The following is a 20527-nucleotide window of genomic DNA, read 5'->3' as shown; positions in this document are numbered from 1 at the left end:
GCAGTGTCAAGCACAAAGCCGACAGTAACCGCCGACGCCCGGGGTCCCCGGCCGGCGCGGGAGGCCACCTCCCCGGCTCGTCGAGCCGGCCCCGGCTCCCGTCGTGCCTGGCCGTCCCGCAGGCGCTGGCCGGGCGGGTGTTCCGCCTGCGTACGATGCGGGGCCGGACATCCCCTCGTCCCCGGCGGAGGTAGCGGCACATGGCAGGCCAGCACGAGGGCTTCGCCCTCGGCGTCGACCTCGGCACGTCCAACACCGTGGCCGTGCTCCGCTGGCCGGACGGGCGGACCCGGCCGTTGCTCGTCGACGGGCAGCCGGTCGTCCCCTCCGGGGTGTACGCCGACGCCGACGGACGCCTGCACGTCGGCCGGGACGCGCAGCGGCTGGCGCAGGCCGACCCGGGCCGCTACGAGCCGAACCCGAAACGACTGATCGACTCCCCCACCGTGCCGCTCGGCGACCGCGAGTACGCCCCAGCCGACCTGCTGGCCGCGATCCTGCACACGGTGGGCCAGACCGCGGTCGCCACGGTCGGTTTCCTCCCCCCGGCGGTGCTGACCTGTCCCGCGTCCTGGAACGACGCCCGGCGTCAGGTCCTCGCCGACGCGCTGCTGCGCGCGGGCTGGCCGCAGGCTGCCGAGCACACCCTCTCCGGCCCCACCCCGCTCGGCACCCGGCTGCTGCGCGAGCCCGTGGCCGCCGCCCGCTACTACGCCCAGGTGCTGCGCCGGCCGGTGCCGGTCGGCGGCTCCATCGCCGTGTTCGACCTGGGCGGCGGCACCCTGGACGTGGCGGTGCTGCGCAACGAGGGCGCCGACCCGTGGGGCGACTCCGGCTTCGCCGTGACCGCCACCGGGGGCGTGCCCGACCTCGGCGGGCTCGACCTGGACGCCGCCCTCACGAGCCGCCTCGGCGAGCTGGTGTCCGCGACCGACCCGGCGCGGTGGGCCCGGCTGACCCAGCCGGCCGACGCCGGGCAGTGGCGGGACCTGCACCGGCTCCGGGAGGGCGTCCGCGAGGCGCGGGAGATGCTGTCCCGGGCCCCGGTCGCGCCGGTGGTCGTGCCGGGATCGCAGGAGGTCGTCCAGCTCACCCGGGAGGACCTGGAGCGGGTGGCCACCCCGCTGCTGGCCCGGGCCGTGGCCGAGACCGGGCGGGTGATCGCCGCCGCCGGCCTCACCCCCGACCGGCTCGCCGGCCTGTTCCTGGTGGGCGGCCCTACCCGGATGCCGCTGGTGGCCCGGATGCTGCACGCCGAGTTGGGCGTCGCGCCGATCGTGCTGGAGCAGCCGGAGCTGCCGGTGGCCGAGGGGGCACTGACGGACCTGCCGGTCCCCCGCCCGCCACGACAGGCCGCGCCGGCGGGTGGCGCCGGGGGCGTACCGGCGGCCGCGCCTGCGGTGGCCGGGGCCGGCGGCCCGCCACCCACCTGGGTCGACGGCGGGCCGGGGCTGCCGCCGACCGCAGCCGCCGGACCGGGGCTACCGCCGACCGCGCTCGGCGGGCCGCCCGGGATCGACGGAACGCCGGACGCCCCGTGGGGCGCGCCCGTCTCCGGTACGCCGGCACCGCCTGCCACCCCCCGGCGGCGGGCGCTGTGGATCACGGTCGCGGCGGTGCTCGCCCTCGCCGGGCTGGCCGGCGGCGGCGCCCTGTGGTACACCCGGGACCGCTACCCGGGGCTGGAGTTCCAGAAGACCCTGACCGAGGTCAAGCGCATCCCCGCCGGGGCGGACCGGCCGGCGGAGACCTTCACCGCGTTGCTCGGCGACACCGGCTACGCGGCGTACCCGCTGCCGGACAACCGGCTGGAGATCGTGGCGGTCGACGCGGAGACCGGCAGGGAGCGGTGGCGCAAGCAGACGACGCAGGTGGCGCAGCGGTGGGAGGGGCTCCGCGCGGTGCCCGGGGCGGTGGCGGCCTTCTCCGACGCGTCCGGCGGCGACACCTCCCGCGAGGTGGTGGTACGCGACACCGCCTCCGGCGAGCAGCGGTGGTCCCGGACGATCCAGGGCGACGACCGGGTGTTCTTCGGCGGGGATGTGGCGGTACTCGTCGACCGGGACGGCAACCGGCTCGTCGGCCTGCGGATGAGCGACGGCACGGAGGTTTGGAGCCGGGACAACCCGCGCAACGGGTCGGGCGACGCCCGCAGCACCGTGCTGCGCGTCGAGACCGCCGAGGGGGCCGGCGGGCCGGCGTACGCCGACGGGACGCCCCGCGACCCGTGGCGCGGGAAGGTCGACCGGCTCGTCCAGATCGGTGCGGACCGCTCGGCCCGGCTGATCGACCTGGACAACGGGTCGGTGCTGCGCACCTGGTCCGGGGTCGCGGACCGCGACGACCTTGTGGTCGCCCGGGACGACCGGCTGTACGTGGTCGACGACTCCACCGTCGGCCGGTACCGGCTGCTCGGCTACGACCTGACCCGGGGGGCCCAGCCGACGATCCTGCACAGCGCCACGGAGGACGGGCGGCGGGCGGAGGCGCTGGTGGCCTGCGGCGAACACCGGGCGTGCGTGCTGGAGGTGCCGTCCGGCGACGCGGACCGCGCCGAGGTGGTGGCGGCCACCGAGGGCGCGAGCCCCCGGCGCTGGGCGACGCCCGGGGCGAAGGACCTGATGCCGGTGGGCGAGCACCTGCTCGTGCGGCGCCAGTACCCGGAGTCGACGTCGACCCTGTTCGACCCGGAGGGCAAGGCGGTGCTGCGGGACCGGGACGGGGTGGCGGTCCGGCTGGACGCCGGCAACATCCTGGTCTTCGCCGACAGGCTGAGCGGCAGCGAGTCGGACCCCAGCATCGCCGGGTTGGCGGTCGGCTCCCCCGACCCCGCCGAGCTGGGCCGGGCCAAGGACGTGCGCGGCGAGTCCTGCTCGTGGAACACCAGCGTGCTGTTCTGCGGCTCGGCGAAGGACTTCGTGCTGTATCGCTTCGCCCCCACCCCCTGACCAGCCACCCCCTGACCAGCCCGGACACCTGACCCAGCCCACGGCCGGCGAGCGCCGCCCGGCCCCGACCCTCGGCGTGGTGCGATCGGGACCGGGCGGGCGTCAGTCGGCGGCGGCCAGGTTCCGGAAGAAGCCGAGCGTGGCCGGGTCGTCGATGGTGGCCGGGACCGGCTCGTCGCGCCCCTCCACCAGGCCCCGCATGGTCCGGCGCAGGATCTTGCCGGAGCGGGTCTTCGGCAGGGCCGGCACGACGGTGACCCGACGGAACGCGGCGACCGGGCCGATCCGCTCCCGCATCCGGGCGACCAGCTCGGCGGCGAGGACGCCCGGGTCCACCTCGACGCCGGCCTTGAGCACCACGTACCCGCTGGGCACCTGGCCCTTGAGCTGGTCCGCCACGCCGATGACAGCGCACTCGGCCACCGCCGGATGGCCGGCCAGCACCTCCTCCATCGCCCCGGTGGAGAGCCGGTGCCCGGCCACGTTGATCACGTCGTCGGTGCGGCCCATCACGTACAGGTAGCCGTCGTCGTCGAACCGGCCGCCGTCGCCGGTCAGGTAGTAGCCGGGGAAGGTGCTCAGGTACGACCGGACGTAGCGCTCGTCGTCGCCCCAGAGGGTGGGCAGGCAGCCCGGGGGCAGCGGCAGTCTGATCACGATCGAGCCGTCGACGCCCGCCGGCACCTCCACACCCCGCGGGTCCACCACCCGCACGTCGTACCCGGGGACGGGCACCGACGGCGAGCCGGCCTTGATCGGCAGCGGCTCCAGCCCACGCGGGTTCGCCGCCACCGGCCAGCCGGTCTCGGTCTGCCACCAGTTGTCCACCACGGGCACACCGAGCCGCGCACCGGCCCAGGCGAAGGTGTCCGGGTCGAGGCGCTCGCCGGCCAGGAACAGCGTCCGGAGGCTGGACAGGTCGTACCGGCCGATCCGCGTGCCGTCCGGGTCCTGCCGGCGGATCGCCCGGATCGCGGTGGGGGCGGTGAACAGGGCGGCGACCCGGTGCTGCGACACGACCCGCCAGAACGCGCCCGCGTCCGGGGTGCCGACCGGCTTGCCCTCGTAGAGCACCGTCGTCGCCCCGGCGAGCAGCGGGCCGTACACGATGTAGGAGTGGCCGACCACCCAGCCGACGTCGGAGGCGGCCCAGAACACGTCGCCGGGCCCGATGCCGAAAACGTTGGCCATCGACCAGCGCAGCGCCACCGCGTGGCCGCCGTTGTCCCGGACCACGCCCTTCGGCCGGCCCGTCGTGCCGGACGTGTAGAGGACGTAGAGCGGGTCGGTGGCGGCCACCGGGACGCAGTCGGCCGGCTCGGCGCCGTCGAGGGCCTCGTCCCAGGTCAGGTCCCGGCCGGGGGTGAGCGGCGCGGGGTGCTGGGGGCGCTGCACGATGACGCAGCGCTCCGGGGCGTGCTCGGCCTCCGCCAGCGCCGCGTCGAGAATCGGGTGGTAGGGCACGATCCGGTCCACCTCGATCCCGCACGAGGTGGCGACCACCACCTTCGGCCGGGCGTCGTCGACGCGGACCGCCAGCTCGTGGGCGGCGAAGCCGCCGAACACCACGGAGTGCACCGCGCCGATCCGGGCGCAGGCCAGCATGGCGACCACCGCCTCGGGGACCATCGCCAGGTAGAGCAGCACCCGGTCGCCCCGGCCGACCCCGAGCCGGCGCAGGGCCCCGGCGAACCGGGCGGTCGCGTCGCACAGCTCGGCGTACGTGTACGTCCGGGTGGTGCCGGTGACCGGGCTGTCGTGGATCAGCGCGGGCTGGTCGCCGCGTCCCGCCGCCACGTGCCGGTCCAGTGCGTTGTGGCAGGTGTTCAGCTCCCCGTCGGGGAACCAGCGGTACAGCGGGGCCCGGCCGTCGTCGAGGATCCGCTCCGGCGGCCGGTGCCAGTCGATGTCCGCCGCCGCGTCCCGCCAGAAGGCGGTCGGGTCGGCGATGCTCCGCTCGTACGCTGCTCGATACGCACCCATCCCGCCATGGTGGGGTGTGCCGCCCGGCCGGCACGACGGCCGGCCCGCTCCGGTGCGCCGGACGCACCTGCCGGGTCGCCGAACGGCGGACCGGACGGCCGACCCGGCGGCGTCAGTCGTCGGTGCTCGCCGCGGATGAAGGCGCGTGGGGCGGGTAAGCAGCGCCGCCTGGTGAGGAACGGCCGGCGTCGCGGCGGACCGCGACTCCGGCGCCCGGGCGGGCGGCTCCGCGCCGGCCCGCCCGGGCGCAGGACCACCGCACCGGTGCGGCCCCGGCCGGGCCGGGGTCAGTTGCCGGTGACCCAGTTCCAGGCGGAGACCACCCACTCGGTCTGCTGGAGGTAGGCGACCCCCAGGCCCACCAGGAAGACCGCCGTCACGATGTGGGCGCCCCGCGCGCTGCGCCGGACCCGCCCGAGCTGCCGCTCCCAGATCACCCGGCCGAGCAGCCGGGACAGCCCGAACAGGCCGGCCGCGACCAGCAGGCTCAGCAGGAAGGTGAGCAGCGGCGCGCCGAGGTCGCCCCGCCCGGAGATGGCCCAGATGCCCCAGCAGACGAAGGCGAAGAGGCCCCCTGCGGCGCTCCACTCGCCGCCGACCCGCAACCGGGCCAGGTGCCAGCTCAACGGGCGGCGCGGCGCCGGCACGTCGCCGGACCAGAGCCCGTCGTGCCCGCCCTGGTCGATCGTGGGGAACGGTTCGGTGCGTGGAGTGCGCGGCTGCCCCACGGAGGCAACCCCCCGGCGGAAGGCGTCGCGCTGTGGCGGCACCCCGACACCCGGTTGCGGCGATACCTCGACGGTCCGCTCCGCCCACGGCTGTGTCTGGTCTGCCATCTCGTGTCCTCCCCTGACGTCGGTGCCGGCACCGGCCGGCCCCACCTCCGAGGGTAACGAGCCGGCAAATCGGTCGCCTGCCCCCTGGGGTTTCCGATAGACACGGGCAATGACGAACCCTCCACCGCCGATCCGGGTCGGCCAGCCCGACGACTTCGACGACCTGGCCCGCATGATCGAGATCACGTTCCACACCACCCTCGGCGAGGAGACCCGCGAGGCCGAACGGGGCATCTGGGAGCCGCACCGGAGCCTGCTGGTCCGGGACGGCGCGGAACTCGTGGCGCACGTCTCGGCGTTCACCCGGGAGCTGACCGTCCCGGGTGCCACGCTGCCGGCGGCCCACGTGACCATGGTCGGGGTACTGCCGACCCACCGCCGCCGCGGCCTGCTCACCCGGCTCGTGCGCCGGCAGTTGCGCGACATCCGGGACGCCGGCCGGGAGCCGGTGGCCGTGCTCTGGGCCAGCGAGGGCCGGATCTACCCCCGGTTCGGTTACGGCCTCGCCGCCCAGGAACTCTCCGTCGAGTGCTCCACCACCGAACTGCGGCTGCCCGCCCCGGCCGCCGCCGAGGGCCGGCTGCGCCTGGACCGGCCGGTGGCACAGCAGGCCGACCTGGCCCGGCTGTACGACCGGCAGCGCGCCGACCGTCCCGGCTGGTCCGACCGGGACGACCGGTGGTGGCGGTACGTGCTGACGGACCCGGCCGACGAGCGCGCGGGCGCGACCGAGCGCCGGGTGATGCTGCACGAGGGCCCGGACGGTGAGGTCGACGGGTACGCGCTGTGGCGCTCGCGCCGGGACTCCGACGCCGCCGGCCCGCGCGGCGTGACGATCGTCGAGGAGATGGTGGCCGCGAACCCGGCGGCCCGGGTGGCGCTGTGGCGGCTGCTGCTCTCGCTCGACCTGACCCGCCGGCTCTCCTACCGGGGGCCGGTGGACGACCCGTTGCTGCGCCTGGTCGACGAGCCGCGCCGGTTGGTGGCCCGGCTCTCCGACGCGCTCTGGGTGCGGGTGGTGGACGTGCCGGCCGCGCTGGCCGCCCGCCGGTACGCCGCCGACGTGGACGTCGTCGTCGAGGTCACCGACGAGTTGCTTCCGGAGAACTCGGGGCGCTGGCGGCTGACCGGCGGGCCGGACGACGCCCGGTGCGGGCCCACCGACCGGCCGGCCGACCTGGCCTGCGACGTGCGGGCGCTCGGCGAGCTGTACCTGGGCGGGACGGGGCTGGCGACGCTGGCCGACGCCGGGCGGATCCACGAGCGGCGCCCCGGCGCGCTGGCCGCCGCCGGGCCCGCCTTCGCCTGGCACCGGGCCCCGGCGGGAATGGGCATCTTCTGACCGTCCCCGCCACCGCCACCGCCCCGCCGGCCGGGCCTCCACGTGGGCGGGCGCGGCGGCGGCGCGGGCGGTACGGTCGGCTGATGGATGACGGGGATCGACGGCGACGCCGGCTGAGGCACCACTCCGACGCCGAGGTTCCCACGGCGCCCACTGCCGGGGCGCGGGACGTGGTCGAGCCGCCCCGCCGCCGGGGTGGCCCGGCCGGCGAGGAACGCGACGGCGAGCGGGGCCTGCGCAGCCTGGTCGGGCCCGGCGCCTCCCAGGTGGGGCCCCTGGCGGCGCTGCGGGCCCGGGACGCGGCCCGACCGACCGAGGAGGACCTGGCCGAGGCGGAGGCCCGGATGGTCGTCGTCCGGCGCAACTGGATGCCCCGCGAGGACCTGCCCCGCCCCGGGCCGCTGACCCGGCCGGGGCGCTGACGGGTCAGGGCAGGTCGGGCAGCTCCCGGCTCTGCTCGTACGCGGCGACCTGGTCGATCCGGCGGGCGTGCCGGGGGTTGCCGGAGAACGAGGTGGTGAGGAACGCCTCGACGATGGCGGTGGCCTCGTCCAGGGTGTGCTGGCGGGCACCGACGGCCACCACGTTGGCGTCGTTGTGCTCCCGGCCGAGCTGGGCGGTGTCGATGTTCCAGGCCAGCGCCGCCCGGACGCCCGCGACCTTGTTGGCGGCGATCTGCTCGCCGTTGCCCGAGCCGCCGATGACCACGCCGAGACTGCCGGGGTCGGCGACCACCCGGGCACCGGTGTGCAGGCAGAACGCCGGGTAGTCGTCGTCCGGGTCGAAGGCGTGCGGGCCGACGTCGACCAGCTCGTACCCCTGCTTGGCGAGGTGGCCGGCCAGGTGCACCTTCAGCTCGAAACCAGCGTGGTCGGATCCCAGATAGACGCGCATACCGCGCAGTCTGTCAGGCCGTCGTCCGCGCCGCCGAGCGGGCGGCGGCGCGGAGCCGGCTTCGTCACAGAAGGGCTGGTCACCGGCTCGTCGGCCGGCGTGTCACGCGTTCAGCGGGACAGTTCGGCCACCACCAGGCCGCCGCGGGCCTTCGGGGTGAACCAGGTGCTCTTGCGCGGCATCTTCTCCCGGGCCAGGTTGACCGCGACGAAGTCGTCCACGGTCACCGGGGCGATCAGCACCGCCAGCTCGGCCCGGCCCGCCTCGACCTCGCCGGTCAGCCAGCTCGCCGGGTAGTCCCCGCCGACGTAGGTGATCCGCTTGTCGCCCGGGTCGAGGCCGAGCGCGTCGCGCATCAGCACCCGCTCCACCAGCGCGTGGTCGAGGTTCTCCAGCCGGCCGCCGTCGACGTGCGGCAGTCGCACCGCGTACCCCTGGTCGGCCAGCCGGAGCGCGACGGTGCCGCCGGCCGTCGGGACCTCGACCGGACCGTCGATCACGGTGACCTCGGCGCCCGCCGCGCGGAGCCGGTCGACCAGCTCCGTCGGGGTGACGGTCAGCTCGCTGACCAGCCGGTTGTACGGCTGGATCGCGACCGACGCGGGGGTGGTCACCACGGCCAGGAAGCGGGGCAGGCCGCCGGTCTGGGCGGCGAGGCTGCGGTGGTTGCCGTCGGCGACCACCAGCTCGCCGCCGCCGGCCAGGGCAGCCAGCGCGTCCTGCTCGGGGCCGGGGCCGAGCAGCCACACGGCGTGCGTGCGCCCGGACTGGTCGGTGTCGGTCGCGGCGGGCGCCCCGGCCGACTCGGTCGCCGCCGCGAGCGCGGCGTGCAGCTCGTCGCCCCGGCCGGTCTGGAGCAGCAGCACGGGCGAGAGCAGGTGCCCGAGCGCCTCGGCGAGGGCGACCCGCTCGCGGACCTTGGCGATGAAGACGTCCTCGTTGCGGATGACCAGGCCCGGCTCGTCGGCGCTGGTGGAGATCTGGTCGGTGTCGACCATGGCGAACAGCCCGTACGCGGTCTCCTCCCCCGGCGCGCTGATCCGGTAGAGAACCACCACCTGCTCGGCCGGGGTGTAGCTGCCGTCGGCCTTGGCCTCGGCGAGGCGGGCCGCCGCGTCGGGAAGCGCGTCGAGGAAGGACTTCCCCAGGGTTTCCGGTGCCCGGTGCGGCATCTCGATGCCGAGGGCACTGTGCGGGTTCGCCTCGATGATCGCGGTGATCTCCGCGTCGTCGGCGAACTCGTCGTAGTTCTGCGCGCCGGTGCCGCCAGTGGTGATCCAGGCCCGGGCGATCGGATGTACGACCGTCATGTCCGCTGACGCTACCGCCGGCCGGTCACGCCCCGCAGCGGGCCCCGCACCCCGTCCACCAGTTGAAAGGGGGTGGCCGGGGCGCCGGGCCGGCCCGGCGCGCCGAGGGGCGGGGTCAGCCGGGAGGTGGCCGCCACCCGGGCGACGCCGACCACGATCGGCGGGGCCAGCAGGTCGACCAGGTCGGCCGGCAGGTTCGGCCGGACCGCAGGCCAGCCGGCGTCGTCCACGGACCAGTACGCCGCACCGGCTTCCCCGGTGGCCGCCGCCTGCGGCGGCGCGTCATCGAACGTACGGCGGTGCTTACCCATCGGATGCCTCCACGAGCTGCCGGGGGCCCACCCCTGCGGGCCGTTGGCGGGACATCCGGTGGAACGACCCCCGCACCACCCGGTGACGCCCCCACGGCGCGCCGCCCACCGGCCCCGCCCGCCGCCGGCCCTGTCGGAGCCCGGGCCGACGGCGGGCGGAGCGGCACAAGACAGGGAACCCTTCTCCACCCCTGAGCCGTTGAGGAGGTGCCCTCTTTACTCGAAGGTCGGGGCGGCCTGGCGGAAGCGCTTCAGCTCATAGAAGCCGGGCGTCCCGGCGACCAGCAGGACGCCGTCCCAGAGCCGGCCGGCGGCCTCGCCCTTGGGCCGTGGGGTGACCACCGGGCCGAAGAAGGCCACCGGGTCGCCGTCCGGGCCGGGGGCGTGGACGACCGGGGTGCCCACGTCGGCGCCGACCGGCCGCATCCCGGCCTCGTGGCTGGCCCGCAGGGCCTCGTCGTACGCGGTACTCTCGGCCGCCTCGGCCAGCTCCGGGTCCAGCCCGGCATCGGTCAGCGCCGCCGCGAACAGCTCCCGGCCCAGCTCCTCCTTGCCGAGGTGGATCCGGGTGCCCATGGCGGTGTACAGAGCACGGACGGCGTCCGGGCCGTGCTGCTGCTCGACCGCGATGCAGACCCGCACCGGGCCCCAGCCGCTCTCCAACATCTGCTGGTACCGCTCGGGCACGTCGCGCCCCTCGTTGAGCACCGACAGGCTCATCACGTGGAAGCGGACGTCCACGTCACGGACCTGCTCCACCTCCAGCAGCCAACGGGAGGTGATCCACGCCCACGGACACATCGGGTCGAACCACATGCCGACAGTGACTCGATCGGTCACGGTGAGGTTCCCTTCGCAACGGCAGGGCCGGGGGGCCGACCCTTTGTCCCTTGATCCTCCACCCTGGCCGGCGTTGACCGGTACCGGAATGAGAGCGTGACGTCGCCCACCGCGGCGTGCCCGCCCATGGAAGACTCGGTTCCGACCGACCGTCACGAGCGGGCGGTGGGCTGGCGCCGCAGCGGCGCACGCGAGAGCGGGATGGAGACGAACAGTGCCGGGAGTGCGCAACCTGACCCAGGTCGAGGCCACCGAGCGGGCCCGCCTGCTCGAGGTCACCGGGTACGACATCAGTCTGGACCTGTCGACCGCCGTCCAGGCCGCCGACGCCCGGACCTTCCGGTCGGTGACCGAGGTCCGGTTCCGCTGCGCCGAACAGGGCACATCCACCTTCATCGAGGCAGCCGCCGAGTCGATGCGCTCGGCGACGCTCAACGGCGTCCCGGTCGACGTCTCCGGCTGGTCGGCGGACAGCGGGCTGACGCTGACCGGGCTGGCCGAGGAGAACACCCTCGTGGTCGACGCCGACTTCGCGTACTCGAACAGCGGGCAGGGGCTGCACCGCACGGTCGACCCGGTCGACGGGGAGACCTACCTCTACAGCCAGTTCGAGACGGCGGACGCCCAGAAGGTCTTCGCCTGCTTCGACCAGCCCGACCTGAAGAGCGTCTACACCTGGCACGCCACCGTCCCGGAGCACTGGCGGGTCGTGTCCAACATGCCGGTCGAGCGCGAGGTGCCGGCCGGCGAGGGGCTCAAGACCGTCCACTTCGTTCCCTCGGCCCGGATGAGCACCTACATCACCGCGCTCTGCGCCGGCCCGTACCACGAGGTGCGGGACAGCCACGACGGCATCGACCTGGGGGTCTACTGCCGGGCCTCGATGGCGCAGTACCTCGACTCGGACGACCTGTTCCTCGTCACCAAGCAGGGCTTCGACTTCTTCCACCAGCAGTTCGGCGTGCGCTACCCGCTGCCGAAGTACGACCAGCTCTGGGTGCCGGACTTCAACGCCGGGGCGATGGAGAACTTCGGCTGCGTCACGCACGCCGAGGGGCACTACCTCTTCCGCTCCCAGGTCACCGACTTCGAGTACGAGCAGCGGGCCAACACGATCCTGCACGAGCTGGCCCACATGTGGTTCGGCGACCTGGTCACCATGCGCTGGTGGAACGACCTGTGGCTGAACGAGTCGTTCGCCGAGTGGGCCAGCCACTGGTGCAACGCCAACGCCACCCGCTTCTCCGACGCCTGGACGACCTTCCTGTCCATCCGGAAGAACTGGGGTTACCGGCAGGACCAGCTCTCCTCCACCCACCCGGTCTACTGCGAGATGCCGGACCTGGAGGCGGTCGAGGTCAACTTCGACGGCATCACGTACGCCAAGGGCGCGAGCGTGGTCAAGCAGCTCGTCGCGTACGTCGGCGAGGAGCCGTTCCTGGCCGGGCTGCGGGCGTACTTCGGCAAGCACGCCTGGGGCAACGCCACCTTCGACGACCTGCTGTCGGAGCTTGAGGCGGCCTCCGGCCGGGAGCTGCGCAAGTTCGCCGCGCAGTGGCTGGAGACCGCACAGGTCAACACCCTGCGTCCCGAGGTGACGGTCGACGCCGACGGCAGCTACCAGCGGGTGGTGGTGCGGCAGGAGGCGCCGGCCGGGTACCCGACGCTGCGCACCCACCGCATCGGCGTGGGCCTGTACGACCTGACCGACGGCCAGCTCGTCCGCCGGGAGCGGATCGAGATCGACGTGACCGGCGAGCTGACCGAGCTGACCGACCTGCACGGCGTGCGGGCGGCGGACGTGCTGCTGCTCAACGACGACGACCTGACGTACACGAAGCTGCGGCTGGACGAGCGGTCGATGGCCACGGTGGTGCAGCACATCGCCGGCTTCGAGTCGTCGCTGTCGCGCGCCCTGTGCTGGATGGCCGCGTGGGACATGGTCCGCGACGCCGAGCTGTCGGCCCGCGACTATGTGGCGCTGGTGCTGGCCGGGCTGCCCGCGGAGACCGACATCAACCTGGTCACCGCCACCCTCCGCCAGGCGACCTCCGCGCTGGTCTACTACGCCGACCCGGCCTGGGCGCCGACCGGCTGGGCCGAGTTGCACCGGACGGCGAAGGCCACGCTGTCCGCCGCCGAGCCGGGCAGCGGGTTCCAGCTCGCCTGGGCCCGCGCCGTCGCCTCGGCGACCCGCTCCGACGAGGGCCTGGCGCTGCTGCGGGGCTGGCTGGCCGGCAACGACGTGCCGGCCGGGCTGGCCGTCGACACCGAGCTGCGCTGGACGATCCTCCAGCAGCTGGTGGCCAACGGTGCCGCCGGCGCCGAGGAGATCGAGGCCGAGCTGGCCGGCGACCGGACCGCCAGCGGCGAGCGGGAGGCCGCGCACGCGCACGCGCTGGTGCCGACGGAGAAGAACAAGGCCGCCGTCTGGGCCCAGCTCACCGGCCCCGACGCGCTGCCGAACTGGCGCAACCGGGCGCTGTTGCAGGGCTTCGCCCCGTCCGTGCAGGCGGAGCTGCTCGTCCCGTACCGGGAGAAGTACTTCGCCGTGGTGGACCAGGTCTGGGCGCAGCGGGACAGCGAGCCGGCGCAGGAGTTCGTCCAGCTGGCGTACCCGGACCAGCAGGTCTCCGAGGAGACCGTCGCGGCCACCGACGCGTGGCTGGCCGCCGCCGACGGGCAGCCGGCGTCGCTGCGCCGGTTGGTCGCCGAGGGCCGCGACGCCGTCGTCCGCGCGCTGAGGGCCCGCGACCGGGACGCCCGCAGCGCCTGAGGCGAGTGTCAACCGGCCCGGGGCCGGCGCGGGCGAACAGCCCCGCGCCGGCCCCGGCCAGCTGCGTCTCAGCCCTTGCCGGCGTGGCTGGCGAGCTGGTCGAGGCCGTTGATGATGCCGCCGGCCAGGTCGCCGCCGCCGAAGGCCGCCACCATGGAGAGGGCGGCCAGCTTGGCGTACGTGTCGGGGATGCGCTTGCGGGCGTGCCGGCCGGTGACGACCTCCAGCTTGCGCTGGTTGGGCGACACCGCGATCAGGATCGACCGGTCGGGGTCGGCGAGCTGCCGGTGCAGCCGCTGGGCGTGCTCGCGGATCGGCTCGTCGAGGCCGCCGACGTAGACCGAGAAGACCAGCCCGGTCCCCTGGTCGGCCAGGCGGAGCGCCTCGTCGATGCGCAGCAGCTGACGGGTCGAGAAAGGCCCGTCGAGCACCTCGGGCGGTGTTTCCGTGCCGGCCTGGATCTCACCAACGGTCACTTGCGCCTCCGGTTCCACCGGCCGGCGCCTCGATGCCGGCCTTCTCAAGCTTGTGGCTGGTCAGCGCCGGCGCCTGCGCACCTGCCGCCAGCACGGTGCCGGCCGAGTCGGCCAGCTGCTCCGGACGGCCCAGGAACCAGACCGGAGTGAAGTCGAAGGGCCGGCCCGGCCGGTAGCGCTTGGCGGCGGCACCCTTGCCCGGGCCGCCGGCGAATGCCAGCGCGGCGATCACCAGCACCACGGCCGCCGGGATGCCGACGAAGATCAGCAACGTCTCGGTAACAGACAATCCCAACGCCCCCAGGCGGAAAGAGAGACCAGGAATCCCGGGTCGGGTGGACGATCATGGACACCGACCGCCCGACTCCGCTCCTGTTCACGTTAGCGGAGTCGACGGCCCGCCAGACTGCGGGGTGGCGATCCCACCCGCCACCGCACCCCGCCCATCCTGCCCGCTCCGGCCACCGGCCGCACGGCAGACACGACGGTCAGCGGGCTGCGGGCTGCGGTCAGCTCAGGGTGCCGGCCGGCGCGACCCATTCGCATCGCGGGCCACCCACGTCCCTGATCAGATCGAAGTCGCGGTCGTAGTGCATGACGACGGCGGAGTACTCGGCGGCGACCGCCGCCACCGTGACGTCCACCGGGCTCGCCGCGCGGTGGTGTCCTCGGGCCGTCAACGCCAATTGCAGATCCCGCGCCCGGGTGGCCACCGCCGCCGTGATCGGTAGCTCGATCATGAGCTCGGAGCGCCGAGCTCGCACCGCCATCGCGTCCCGGAAATCGCGAGCGCTCCGCCCGTCCTCCAAATCCAGGGGGAGACAGGTGGCGGCCAGCTGCTCCTCCAGGATCACCGAGATCCGCTTCCGCACAGTCGGCTGCCGCAGCCGCCCCCAGGCGGAGGTGTCAATCAGATATAGGCCGGGGGGAGGCCTCACGCCGCGTCCTGCCGACCCTCGGGCGTCTTGTCGTCCTCCAAGAGTCCGGTCCAGTCCCGGTCGATGGCCAGTAGCTCGCGGATGGCCTCCATCCGCTCGCTCCGCTCGGCGACCAGCCGGAGCGCGGCGTGGATCGTGTCCTTCTTGCTCTTGGTGCCCAACTCCCGCCGGGCCCGGTCGAGCAGCTCATCATCAAGATCGATAACAGTCTTCACGCAGCCGAGTATATACATCCGATCGCCGTTTATACATGCGACCTGCCGAGGAAGCGCAGGGCGTTGGCGGAGAGCAGCTTGTCGCGCTGGGCCGCGGTGAGGAACTCCGCCGCGCGGACCACCTGCCCGGCCGGGCGCTCCCCCAGCGGGTACGGATAGTCGCTGCCGACCAGCACCCGGTCCTCGCCCATGGTGTCCACCAGCAGCCGCAGCGCCGCCGGTTCGAACACCACCGAGTCCACGCAGAACCGGTCGACGTACGCGCTGGGCGGCGCGGCGGACGCGCCCCGAACCAGGTCGCCCCGGCGGTGCCAGGCGTTGTCGGCGCGGCCCAGCCAGAACGGGAAGCTCCCGCCGCCATGCGCGAAGCAGAGCCGCAGCGACTCCGGCACCCGGTCGAACACGCCGCCGAGGATCAGCGCCAGCACCGACAGGTGCGTCTCGGCGGGCATCCCGGTCAGCCAGCGGGCCATCCACCGGTCCAGCCGGGGCCCGCCCGGCATGTCCCACGGGTGCACGAACACCGGCGCGCCGACCTCGGCGCAGTGCTGGAGGAAGGTGACCACTCCCTCGTCGTCGAGGTCCCGGTCGCCGACGTGGTTGCCGATCTCCACCCCGACGTGCCCGGCCGCGAGGCAGCGGTCCAGCTCGGCGCAGGCCGCGTCCGGGTCCTGCAACGGCACCTGGCAGAACGGCACCAGCCGGTCGCCGCCGGCGGCGGTGACCTCCAGGGTGAGGTCGTTGAAGATCCGGGCCACCTTCACCGCCTGGTCGGCGGGGCGGTCGTAGCTGAAGAAGACCGGGGTCGGGGACACCACCTGGACGTCGACCCCGTCGGCGGCCATGTCGGCCAGCCGGGTCGGCGCGTCCCAGCACTGCGCGCCGACCGGCCGGAACTCCGTCTCCCCCACCATGATCATGGCCGCCCGCTCGGAGTCGATCCGCAGCCAGGGCCAGCCGGACCCGCCGCACGCCGCGCCGAGGTCCGGCCACCCCTTCGGTACGACGTGCGTGTGCACGTCGACCACCGGGAGCCGCCCGGCGGGCACCCCCATCAGCCCTTGCCCGGGTGCAGCGCGCCGCACTCGCCGCAGGTGCGGGCGGCCTCGTCGGCGTAGAACGCGCCGAACACCGGGGGCAGGTCGGCGGCGATGTCGCGGACCTGCAACTCCACCTCGTGCACCTTGTGCCCGCACTCCGGGCAGTACCACTGGAACTTCTCCAGCGTGCCCTCCGCGCGGACCCGCTCCACCACCACGCCGATCGAGCCGACCTCGGGGCGCTGCGGCGAGTGCGGGGTGTCCCGCGGCAGCATCCACATCTGGCCCTCGCGCACGTGCACCGTACGCGGACCCTGCGGGGTCATCAGGTTGACGTGCATGTTGCCCTTGACCTGGTAGAAGAACTCCTCGTACGGGTCGACGTGGAAATCGGTGCGCTGGTTCGGCCCGCCCACCACCATCACGATGAAGTCGTCGGAGCCGGGGAACATCTCCCGGTTGCCCACCGGCGGCTTCAGCAGGTGCTGGTTCTCGGCGACCCACCCGGGGAAGCTGAACGGCTCGGCGATCTCACTCACGACTGACCTCCCGACGGAAGAAGCGCCACGGCTTGCATCTCGATGAGCAGGTGCGGGTGCGGAAGCTGGTGCACGGCCACGGTCGTCCGGGTCGGCCCCGTGGCGTCGAAGAACTCCGCCCACACCTCGTTGTAGCCACCGAAGTCGTTCATGTTGACCAGGTACGACGTCACCTGCACGAGATCGGGCAGGTCCGCGCCGACCGACCGCAGCAGGTCCCGGACGTTCCCGATCACGGCCCGGGTCTGCGCCCGGACGTCGAGGTCGGTCGTGCCGAACTCGTCCACCGACACGCCCGCGAAGGTGTTGTCCGGCCGCCGGGACGACGTACCGGAGACAAAGACGAACCCGCCGGCGACCTTGACGTGCGGAAACGCCCCGCGCGGCACGGCCTTGCCGGCGACCACGCGCGCCTCGCCGCTCACGACGACGCCCGCAGCGACGCGGCGCCGAGCTTCTCCACGACGGCGCGGACGTGCGCGCCGGGGCGCAGGGGCACGGCCGCGGTGGCGGCCCCGGCGAGGAAGACCCAGCCCGACCGCAGGCGAACCCCGTGCCGCCCGGCGAGGCGGAGTCCCTCGTCCAGGGTCCGGCGGGGGTCGCCGAGGATCGCGGCGGTCGAGCCGACCTGGACGACGCGTCCGTCGATTTCGAGGAGCACGCCGAGGTTGTCCAGCCCGTCCGGCACCGGTGACCAGGCTCCGATGGCGAACGCGGCGGCGGAGGCGTTGTCGGCGATGACGTCGGGCAGGGAGAAGGTGAAGTTGGCGTACCGGGAGTCGATCAGCTCGATCGCCGGGGCGACCGCGCGCACCGCGTCGGTGAACGCCCCGACCGGCTCGCCCGGCTCGGGCAGCCGGTCCAGCAGGAACGCCACCTCCGGCTCGACCCGGGGGTGGATGAACGTGGCCGGATCGACCGTGCCGCCGTCGGGGACCCGCATCACATCGGTGAGCCGGCCCCAGATCACCTCGTCCACGCCGACCTGGGCCATCTTCGCCCGGCTGGTCAGCCCCATCTTCAGCCCGACGAGGCGCTCGCCCCGGTCCAGCCGGCGCTGCACCAGCGCGGTCTGCACCGCGTAGGCGCCGTCGGCGTCCAGGCCGGTCTCGGCGGCGAGCTGCCCGATCGCGGTGGCCGTGTCGGCCGCCGTCCCCAGCCTGCCGGCGATGCCCCCGGTGTCCACCCCGATCACGCGACCTCCTCCTGCCCACGCCGACCCGCGAGGTCCAACGCCACATCCACGATCATGTCCTCCTGACCACCGACCATCCGCCGCCGCCCCAGCTCCACCAGGATCGACCGCACGTCCACCCCGTACTTCGCCGAGGCGCGCTCGGCGTGCCGCAAGAAGCTGGAGTACACCCCGGCGTAGCCGAGGGACAGCGTCTCCCGGTCCACCCGCACCGGCCGGTCCTGCATCGGCCGGACCAGGTCGTCGGCGGCGTCCATCAGGGCGAACACGTCACAGCCGTGCTTCCAACCGTGCAGCTCGGCGACCGCGACGAACACCTCCAACGGCGCGTTGCCGGCCCCCGCGCCCATCCCCGCCAGCGACGCGTCCACCCGCACCGTGCGCCCGTGCGGGGCGTCCGGCCCGGCCGGAACGCCGCCGGCGACCCGGCCGTGTTCGACGGCGACCACGCTGTTGGCCACCCCGAGCGACAGGTTGTGATGCGCGTGGATACCGATCTGCGTCTGCGCCGACAGCACCTGCCGGTACGCGTCGACCCGCTGCGCCACGTCCGACATCAACAACCGGCCACCCGAGTCGGTGACGTAGACGCAGTGCGCCCCGTACGACTCCATCAGCGCGGCCTGCGCGGCCAACCCGGCCGGGTCGGTCATGTGCGACATCATCAGGAAACCGGACACGTCCATGTCGTTCTCCCGCGCCCAGGAGATGTGCTGGGCGGAGATGTCCGCCTCGGTGCAGTGGGTGGCGATCCGGACGCTGGTCACCCCGAGCGCCTTCGCCGCCCTCAGGTCGGCGATGGTGCCGATCCCCGGCAGCAGCAGGGTGGTCAGCCGCGCGGTGGTCAGCACCTCGGCCGCGGCGGAGATCCAGTCGGCGTCGCTGGCCGCGCCGTGGCCGTAGTTGACGCTGGACCCGGCCAACCCGTCGCCGTGCGCCACCTCGATCGCCGCCACCCCGGCCGCGTCCAACGCCGCCGCGATCGCGCGCACCTGGTCGACGGTGTACCGGTGGGCGACGGCGTGCATCCCGTCGCGCAACGTCACGTCCTGCACGTACAGGTCGGTCATGCGGTCACCGCCTTCCGGAGGGCGATCAGCCGCTCGGCGGTGCGCAGCGCGGCCGAGGTCATGATGTCCAGGTTCCCGGCGTACGCGGGCAGGTGGTGCCCGGCCCCGGACACCTCCAGGAACACCGACACCTGCAAGCCGGTGAGGTGCCGCCCGAGAGCCGGCACGTACGCGTCGACCGGGTCGAACTGCACGTCCTGCTTGAGCCGGTACCCGGGGACGTACTCCTGCACGGTCGCCACCATCTCGGCCACCGATCCGGCGATCGCGGCCCGGTCGGCGTCGGCGTCGGGGCACAGGCAGTAGACGGTGTCCCGCATCATCAGCGGCGGATCGGCCGGATTCAGCACGATGATCGCCTTACCGCGCCCCGCGCCGCCGACCGCCTCGATCGCCCGCGCGGTCGTCTCGGTGAACTCGTCGATGTTCGCCCGGGTCCCCGGCCCCGCCGACTTCGAGGCGATCGAGGCGACGATCTCCCCGTACGCCACCGGCGTGACCCGGCCGACGGCGGCCACGATCGGCACGGTCGCCTGCCCACCGCAGGTCACCATGTTCACGTTCGGTTCGTGCAGGTGCTCATCCAGGTTGACCGGCGGCACCACGTACGGGCCGATCGCCGCCGGGGTCAGGTCGACCACGGTCCGGCCGAGGGCGCGGAGCACCTCGTCGTGCCGCCGGTGCGCGCCGGCCGATGTCGCGTCGAAGACCAACTCCACGTCCGCGAACTCGGGCAGCGCGACGAGCCCGTCGACGCCCTCGGCCGTGGTGGCCACGCCGAGTCGGCGGGCCCGGGCCAGCCCGTCGGAGTCCGGGTCGATGCCGGCCATCGCCACCATCCGCAGGCTCCCCGGGGAGGGCGAGGAACGCGGCGAGGCGGAGTCCCGCGGTCGCGACCCATCGGGAGCACCGCTGCGCCGCAGCACCTTGATCATCAGGTCGGTGCCGATGTTGCCCGACCCGAGCACCGCCACGCCGGTACTCATGAGGGTTCCCTTCCGAAACTGGTACGAACCGAGCCGAGCCCGGAGATCCGCGCCTCGTAGGCCGCGCCGGGCGTCACCGGCACCACCGGGCCGAGCGACCCGGAGAGCACCAGGTCCCCCGCCCGCAGCGGGTCACCGGCGCGCACGAGCGTGCCGACGAGCCACTCCAGGGCGTTCAGCGGGTTGCCCATGCAGGCCGCCCCGGCGCCGACCGAGACCGGCTCCCCGGCGTGTTCGAGGACCATCCCGCACAGCCGCAGGTCCACGTCGGCGAGCCGGCGGGGCGTGGTGCCGAGCACGAACAGGCCGCTGGAGGCGTTGTCCGCGACGGTGTCCACGATGGAGATGTCCCAGCCGGCGATCCGGGAGTCGACGATCTCGATCGCCGGCAGCACGTGGTCGACGGCGCGGATCAGGTCGACGGCGGTGATCCGCTCGTCGGTCAGGTCCCGGCCGAGCACGAAGGCGACCTCGGCCTCCACCTTCGGCTGGAGCAGCCGGCCGAACGGCACCTCGACGCCGTCCCCGACCGCCATCGCGTCGGTCAGCAGCCCGAAGTCCGGCTGGTGCACGCCGAGGCTCTCCCGGGCCGCCTGGGAGGTCAGCCCGATCTTCGCGCCCACCCGGCGCTCGCCCCGGCCCTGCCAGGCCCGCGTCTGGAGCTGCTGCACCCGGTACGCGGACTCGACGTCCCCCTCCGGCAGCAGCCGGCCCCGCAGCGGCGGGCAGGGCTTCCCGCTGCTGCGGGCCTCGGCCAGCTCACGGTTGGCCGCCTCGATGTCGACATTCATGCCCGCTCCTCGGTGCGCTCGCTCACGACGCCGTGCA

General features: G+C 74.2%; 21 protein-coding genes. 4 read left to right on the top strand and 17 right to left on the bottom strand.

Annotation, left to right across the window (positions count from 1 at the left end; translation table 11 throughout):
- Nucleotides 1-200: 200 nt before the first annotated feature.
- Entirely contained in the window at nucleotides 201-2948 is a 2748-nt protein-coding gene (locus OG559_RS18160) for an Hsp70 family protein (protein ID WP_405105296.1), read from the top strand.
- A 102-nt stretch (nucleotides 2949-3050) separates the two neighbouring features.
- Here OG559_RS18160 and OG559_RS18155 read toward each other — a convergent pair whose 3' ends face one another.
- On the bottom strand, nucleotides 3051-4931 hold the full coding sequence (locus OG559_RS18155) for a propionyl-CoA synthetase (protein ID WP_405105294.1): 1881 nt from the start codon (nucleotides 4929-4931) through the stop codon (nucleotides 3051-3053).
- A 287-nt stretch (nucleotides 4932-5218) separates the two neighbouring features.
- Entirely contained in the window at nucleotides 5219-5767 is a 549-nt protein-coding gene (locus tag OG559_RS18150; RefSeq protein WP_405105292.1) for a hypothetical protein, read from the bottom strand.
- Between the two features lie 109 nt (nucleotides 5768-5876).
- Here OG559_RS18150 and OG559_RS18145 point away from each other — a divergent pair, with 109 nt between their 5' ends.
- Entirely contained in the window at nucleotides 5877-7109 is a 1233-nt protein-coding gene (locus OG559_RS18145; RefSeq protein WP_405105290.1) for a GNAT family N-acetyltransferase, read from the top strand.
- Between the two features lie 83 nt (nucleotides 7110-7192).
- Nucleotides 7193-7531 (top strand): hypothetical protein, encoded by a 339-nt coding sequence (locus OG559_RS18140; RefSeq protein WP_405105288.1) that lies wholly within the window; start codon nucleotides 7193-7195, stop codon nucleotides 7529-7531.
- Between the two features lie 4 nt (nucleotides 7532-7535).
- Here the strand turns inward: OG559_RS18140 and OG559_RS18135 are convergent, their stop codons facing one another.
- From OG559_RS18135 to OG559_RS18120, 4 genes are all read right to left on the bottom strand, one after another.
- Nucleotides 7536-8003: a ribose-5-phosphate isomerase gene (locus OG559_RS18135; protein WP_396669926.1), complete on the bottom strand. Its 468-nt coding sequence runs from the start codon at nucleotides 8001-8003 to the stop codon at nucleotides 7536-7538.
- A 110-nt stretch (nucleotides 8004-8113) separates the two neighbouring features.
- Entirely contained in the window at nucleotides 8114-9313 is a 1200-nt protein-coding gene (locus OG559_RS18130) for a DUF1015 family protein (RefSeq protein ID WP_405105286.1), read from the bottom strand.
- An 11-nt stretch (nucleotides 9314-9324) separates the two neighbouring features.
- Complete coding sequence (locus tag OG559_RS18125) at nucleotides 9325-9624, bottom strand: hypothetical protein (RefSeq protein WP_405105284.1); 300 nt, start codon at nucleotides 9622-9624, stop codon at nucleotides 9325-9327.
- A 216-nt stretch (nucleotides 9625-9840) separates the two neighbouring features.
- On the bottom strand, nucleotides 9841-10440 hold the full coding sequence (locus tag OG559_RS18120; RefSeq protein WP_405116759.1) for a DsbA family protein: 600 nt from the start codon (nucleotides 10438-10440) through the stop codon (nucleotides 9841-9843).
- 247 nt (nucleotides 10441-10687) lie between these two features.
- Between OG559_RS18120 and pepN the strand changes: the two genes are divergently transcribed.
- Nucleotides 10688-13240: an aminopeptidase N gene (gene pepN, locus OG559_RS18115; RefSeq protein ID WP_405105282.1), complete on the top strand. Its 2553-nt coding sequence runs from the start codon at nucleotides 10688-10690 to the stop codon at nucleotides 13238-13240.
- 68 nt (nucleotides 13241-13308) lie between these two features.
- Here the strand turns inward: pepN and OG559_RS18110 are convergent, their stop codons facing one another.
- From OG559_RS18110 to OG559_RS18060, 11 genes are all read right to left on the bottom strand, one after another.
- The gene (locus tag OG559_RS18110) at nucleotides 13309-13716 is read right to left on the bottom strand and encodes a DUF5130 family protein (RefSeq protein WP_405105280.1); all 408 of its coding nucleotides are present in this window, start codon (nucleotides 13714-13716) and stop codon (nucleotides 13309-13311) included.
- Nucleotides 13703-13987: a hypothetical protein gene (locus tag OG559_RS18105; protein WP_350886269.1), complete on the bottom strand. Its 285-nt coding sequence runs from the start codon at nucleotides 13985-13987 to the stop codon at nucleotides 13703-13705. Before OG559_RS18105 ends, OG559_RS18110 begins: the two co-directional genes overlap by 14 nt.
- A gap of 238 nt (nucleotides 13988-14225) precedes the next feature.
- Complete coding sequence (locus OG559_RS18100; RefSeq protein ID WP_405105278.1) at nucleotides 14226-14570, bottom strand: PIN domain-containing protein; 345 nt, start codon at nucleotides 14568-14570, stop codon at nucleotides 14226-14228.
- An 80-nt stretch (nucleotides 14571-14650) separates the two neighbouring features.
- On the bottom strand, nucleotides 14651-14869 hold the full coding sequence (locus OG559_RS18095) for a type II toxin-antitoxin system VapB family antitoxin (RefSeq protein ID WP_161684768.1): 219 nt from the start codon (nucleotides 14867-14869) through the stop codon (nucleotides 14651-14653).
- A 29-nt stretch (nucleotides 14870-14898) separates the two neighbouring features.
- The gene (locus OG559_RS18090) at nucleotides 14899-15924 is read right to left on the bottom strand and encodes an amidohydrolase family protein (protein ID WP_405105276.1); all 1026 of its coding nucleotides are present in this window, start codon (nucleotides 15922-15924) and stop codon (nucleotides 14899-14901) included.
- A complete protein-coding gene (locus OG559_RS18085) occupies nucleotides 15924-16448 on the bottom strand; it encodes a 3-hydroxyanthranilate 3,4-dioxygenase (RefSeq protein WP_405105274.1) in 525 nt (174 codons plus the stop codon). Before OG559_RS18085 ends, OG559_RS18090 begins: the two co-directional genes overlap by 1 nt.
- A complete protein-coding gene (locus OG559_RS18080) occupies nucleotides 16445-16873 on the bottom strand; it encodes a RidA family protein (protein ID WP_405105272.1) in 429 nt (142 codons plus the stop codon). The genes OG559_RS18085 and OG559_RS18080 overlap by 4 nt, the downstream gene beginning before the upstream one ends.
- Nucleotides 16870-17643: a 2-keto-4-pentenoate hydratase gene (locus tag OG559_RS18075; protein ID WP_405105270.1), complete on the bottom strand. Its 774-nt coding sequence runs from the start codon at nucleotides 17641-17643 to the stop codon at nucleotides 16870-16872. Before OG559_RS18075 ends, OG559_RS18080 begins: the two co-directional genes overlap by 4 nt.
- The gene (dmpG, locus tag OG559_RS18070) at nucleotides 17640-18713 is read right to left on the bottom strand and encodes a 4-hydroxy-2-oxovalerate aldolase (protein ID WP_405105268.1); all 1074 of its coding nucleotides are present in this window, start codon (nucleotides 18711-18713) and stop codon (nucleotides 17640-17642) included. The genes OG559_RS18075 and dmpG overlap by 4 nt, the downstream gene beginning before the upstream one ends.
- Nucleotides 18710-19699: an acetaldehyde dehydrogenase (acetylating) gene (locus tag OG559_RS18065; RefSeq protein ID WP_405105266.1), complete on the bottom strand. Its 990-nt coding sequence runs from the start codon at nucleotides 19697-19699 to the stop codon at nucleotides 18710-18712. The genes dmpG and OG559_RS18065 overlap by 4 nt, the downstream gene beginning before the upstream one ends.
- Nucleotides 19696-20490: a 2-keto-4-pentenoate hydratase gene (locus tag OG559_RS18060; protein WP_405105264.1), complete on the bottom strand. Its 795-nt coding sequence runs from the start codon at nucleotides 20488-20490 to the stop codon at nucleotides 19696-19698. Before OG559_RS18060 ends, OG559_RS18065 begins: the two co-directional genes overlap by 4 nt.
- Nucleotides 20491-20527: the final 37 nt, after the last annotated feature.

This window comes from Micromonospora sp. NBC_01405, from assembly GCF_045040155.1.
Classification (GTDB): Bacteria; Actinomycetota; Actinomycetes; order Mycobacteriales; family Micromonosporaceae; genus Micromonospora.
This window is presented reverse-complemented; position numbering and strand designations above follow the sequence as displayed.

Excerpts from the sequence above, each read along its gene's own strand:
- OG559_RS18090 (WP_405105276.1), bottom strand. The coding sequence starts at position 15,924 with ATGGGGGTGCCCGCCGGGCGGCTCCCGGTGGTCGACGTGCACACGCAC.
- OG559_RS18145 (WP_405105290.1), top strand. The coding sequence starts at position 5,877 with ATGACGAACCCTCCACCGCCGATCCGGGTCGGCCAGCCCGACGACTTC.
- OG559_RS18155 (WP_405105294.1), bottom strand. The coding sequence starts at position 4,931 with ATGGGTGCGTATCGAGCAGCGTACGAGCGGAGCATCGCCGACCCGACC.
- OG559_RS18135 (WP_396669926.1), bottom strand. The coding sequence starts at position 8,003 with ATGCGCGTCTATCTGGGATCCGACCACGCTGGTTTCGAGCTGAAGGTG.
- OG559_RS18065 (WP_405105266.1), bottom strand. The coding sequence starts at position 19,699 with ATGAGTACCGGCGTGGCGGTGCTCGGGTCGGGCAACATCGGCACCGAC.
- OG559_RS18120 (WP_405116759.1), bottom strand. The coding sequence starts at position 10,440 with ATGTGGTTCGACCCGATGTGTCCGTGGGCGTGGATCACCTCCCGTTGG.
- OG559_RS18125 (WP_405105284.1), bottom strand. The coding sequence starts at position 9,624 with ATGGGTAAGCACCGCCGTACGTTCGATGACGCGCCGCCGCAGGCGGCG.
- OG559_RS18150 (WP_405105292.1), bottom strand. The coding sequence starts at position 5,767 with ATGGCAGACCAGACACAGCCGTGGGCGGAGCGGACCGTCGAGGTATCG.
- dmpG (WP_405105268.1), bottom strand. The coding sequence starts at position 18,713 with ATGACCGACCTGTACGTGCAGGACGTGACGTTGCGCGACGGGATGCAC.
- OG559_RS18140 (WP_405105288.1), top strand. The coding sequence starts at position 7,193 with ATGGATGACGGGGATCGACGGCGACGCCGGCTGAGGCACCACTCCGAC.
- OG559_RS18160 (WP_405105296.1), top strand. The coding sequence starts at position 201 with ATGGCAGGCCAGCACGAGGGCTTCGCCCTCGGCGTCGACCTCGGCACG.
- OG559_RS18130 (WP_405105286.1), bottom strand. The coding sequence starts at position 9,313 with ATGACGGTCGTACATCCGATCGCCCGGGCCTGGATCACCACTGGCGGC.
- OG559_RS18060 (WP_405105264.1), bottom strand. The coding sequence starts at position 20,490 with ATGAATGTCGACATCGAGGCGGCCAACCGTGAGCTGGCCGAGGCCCGC.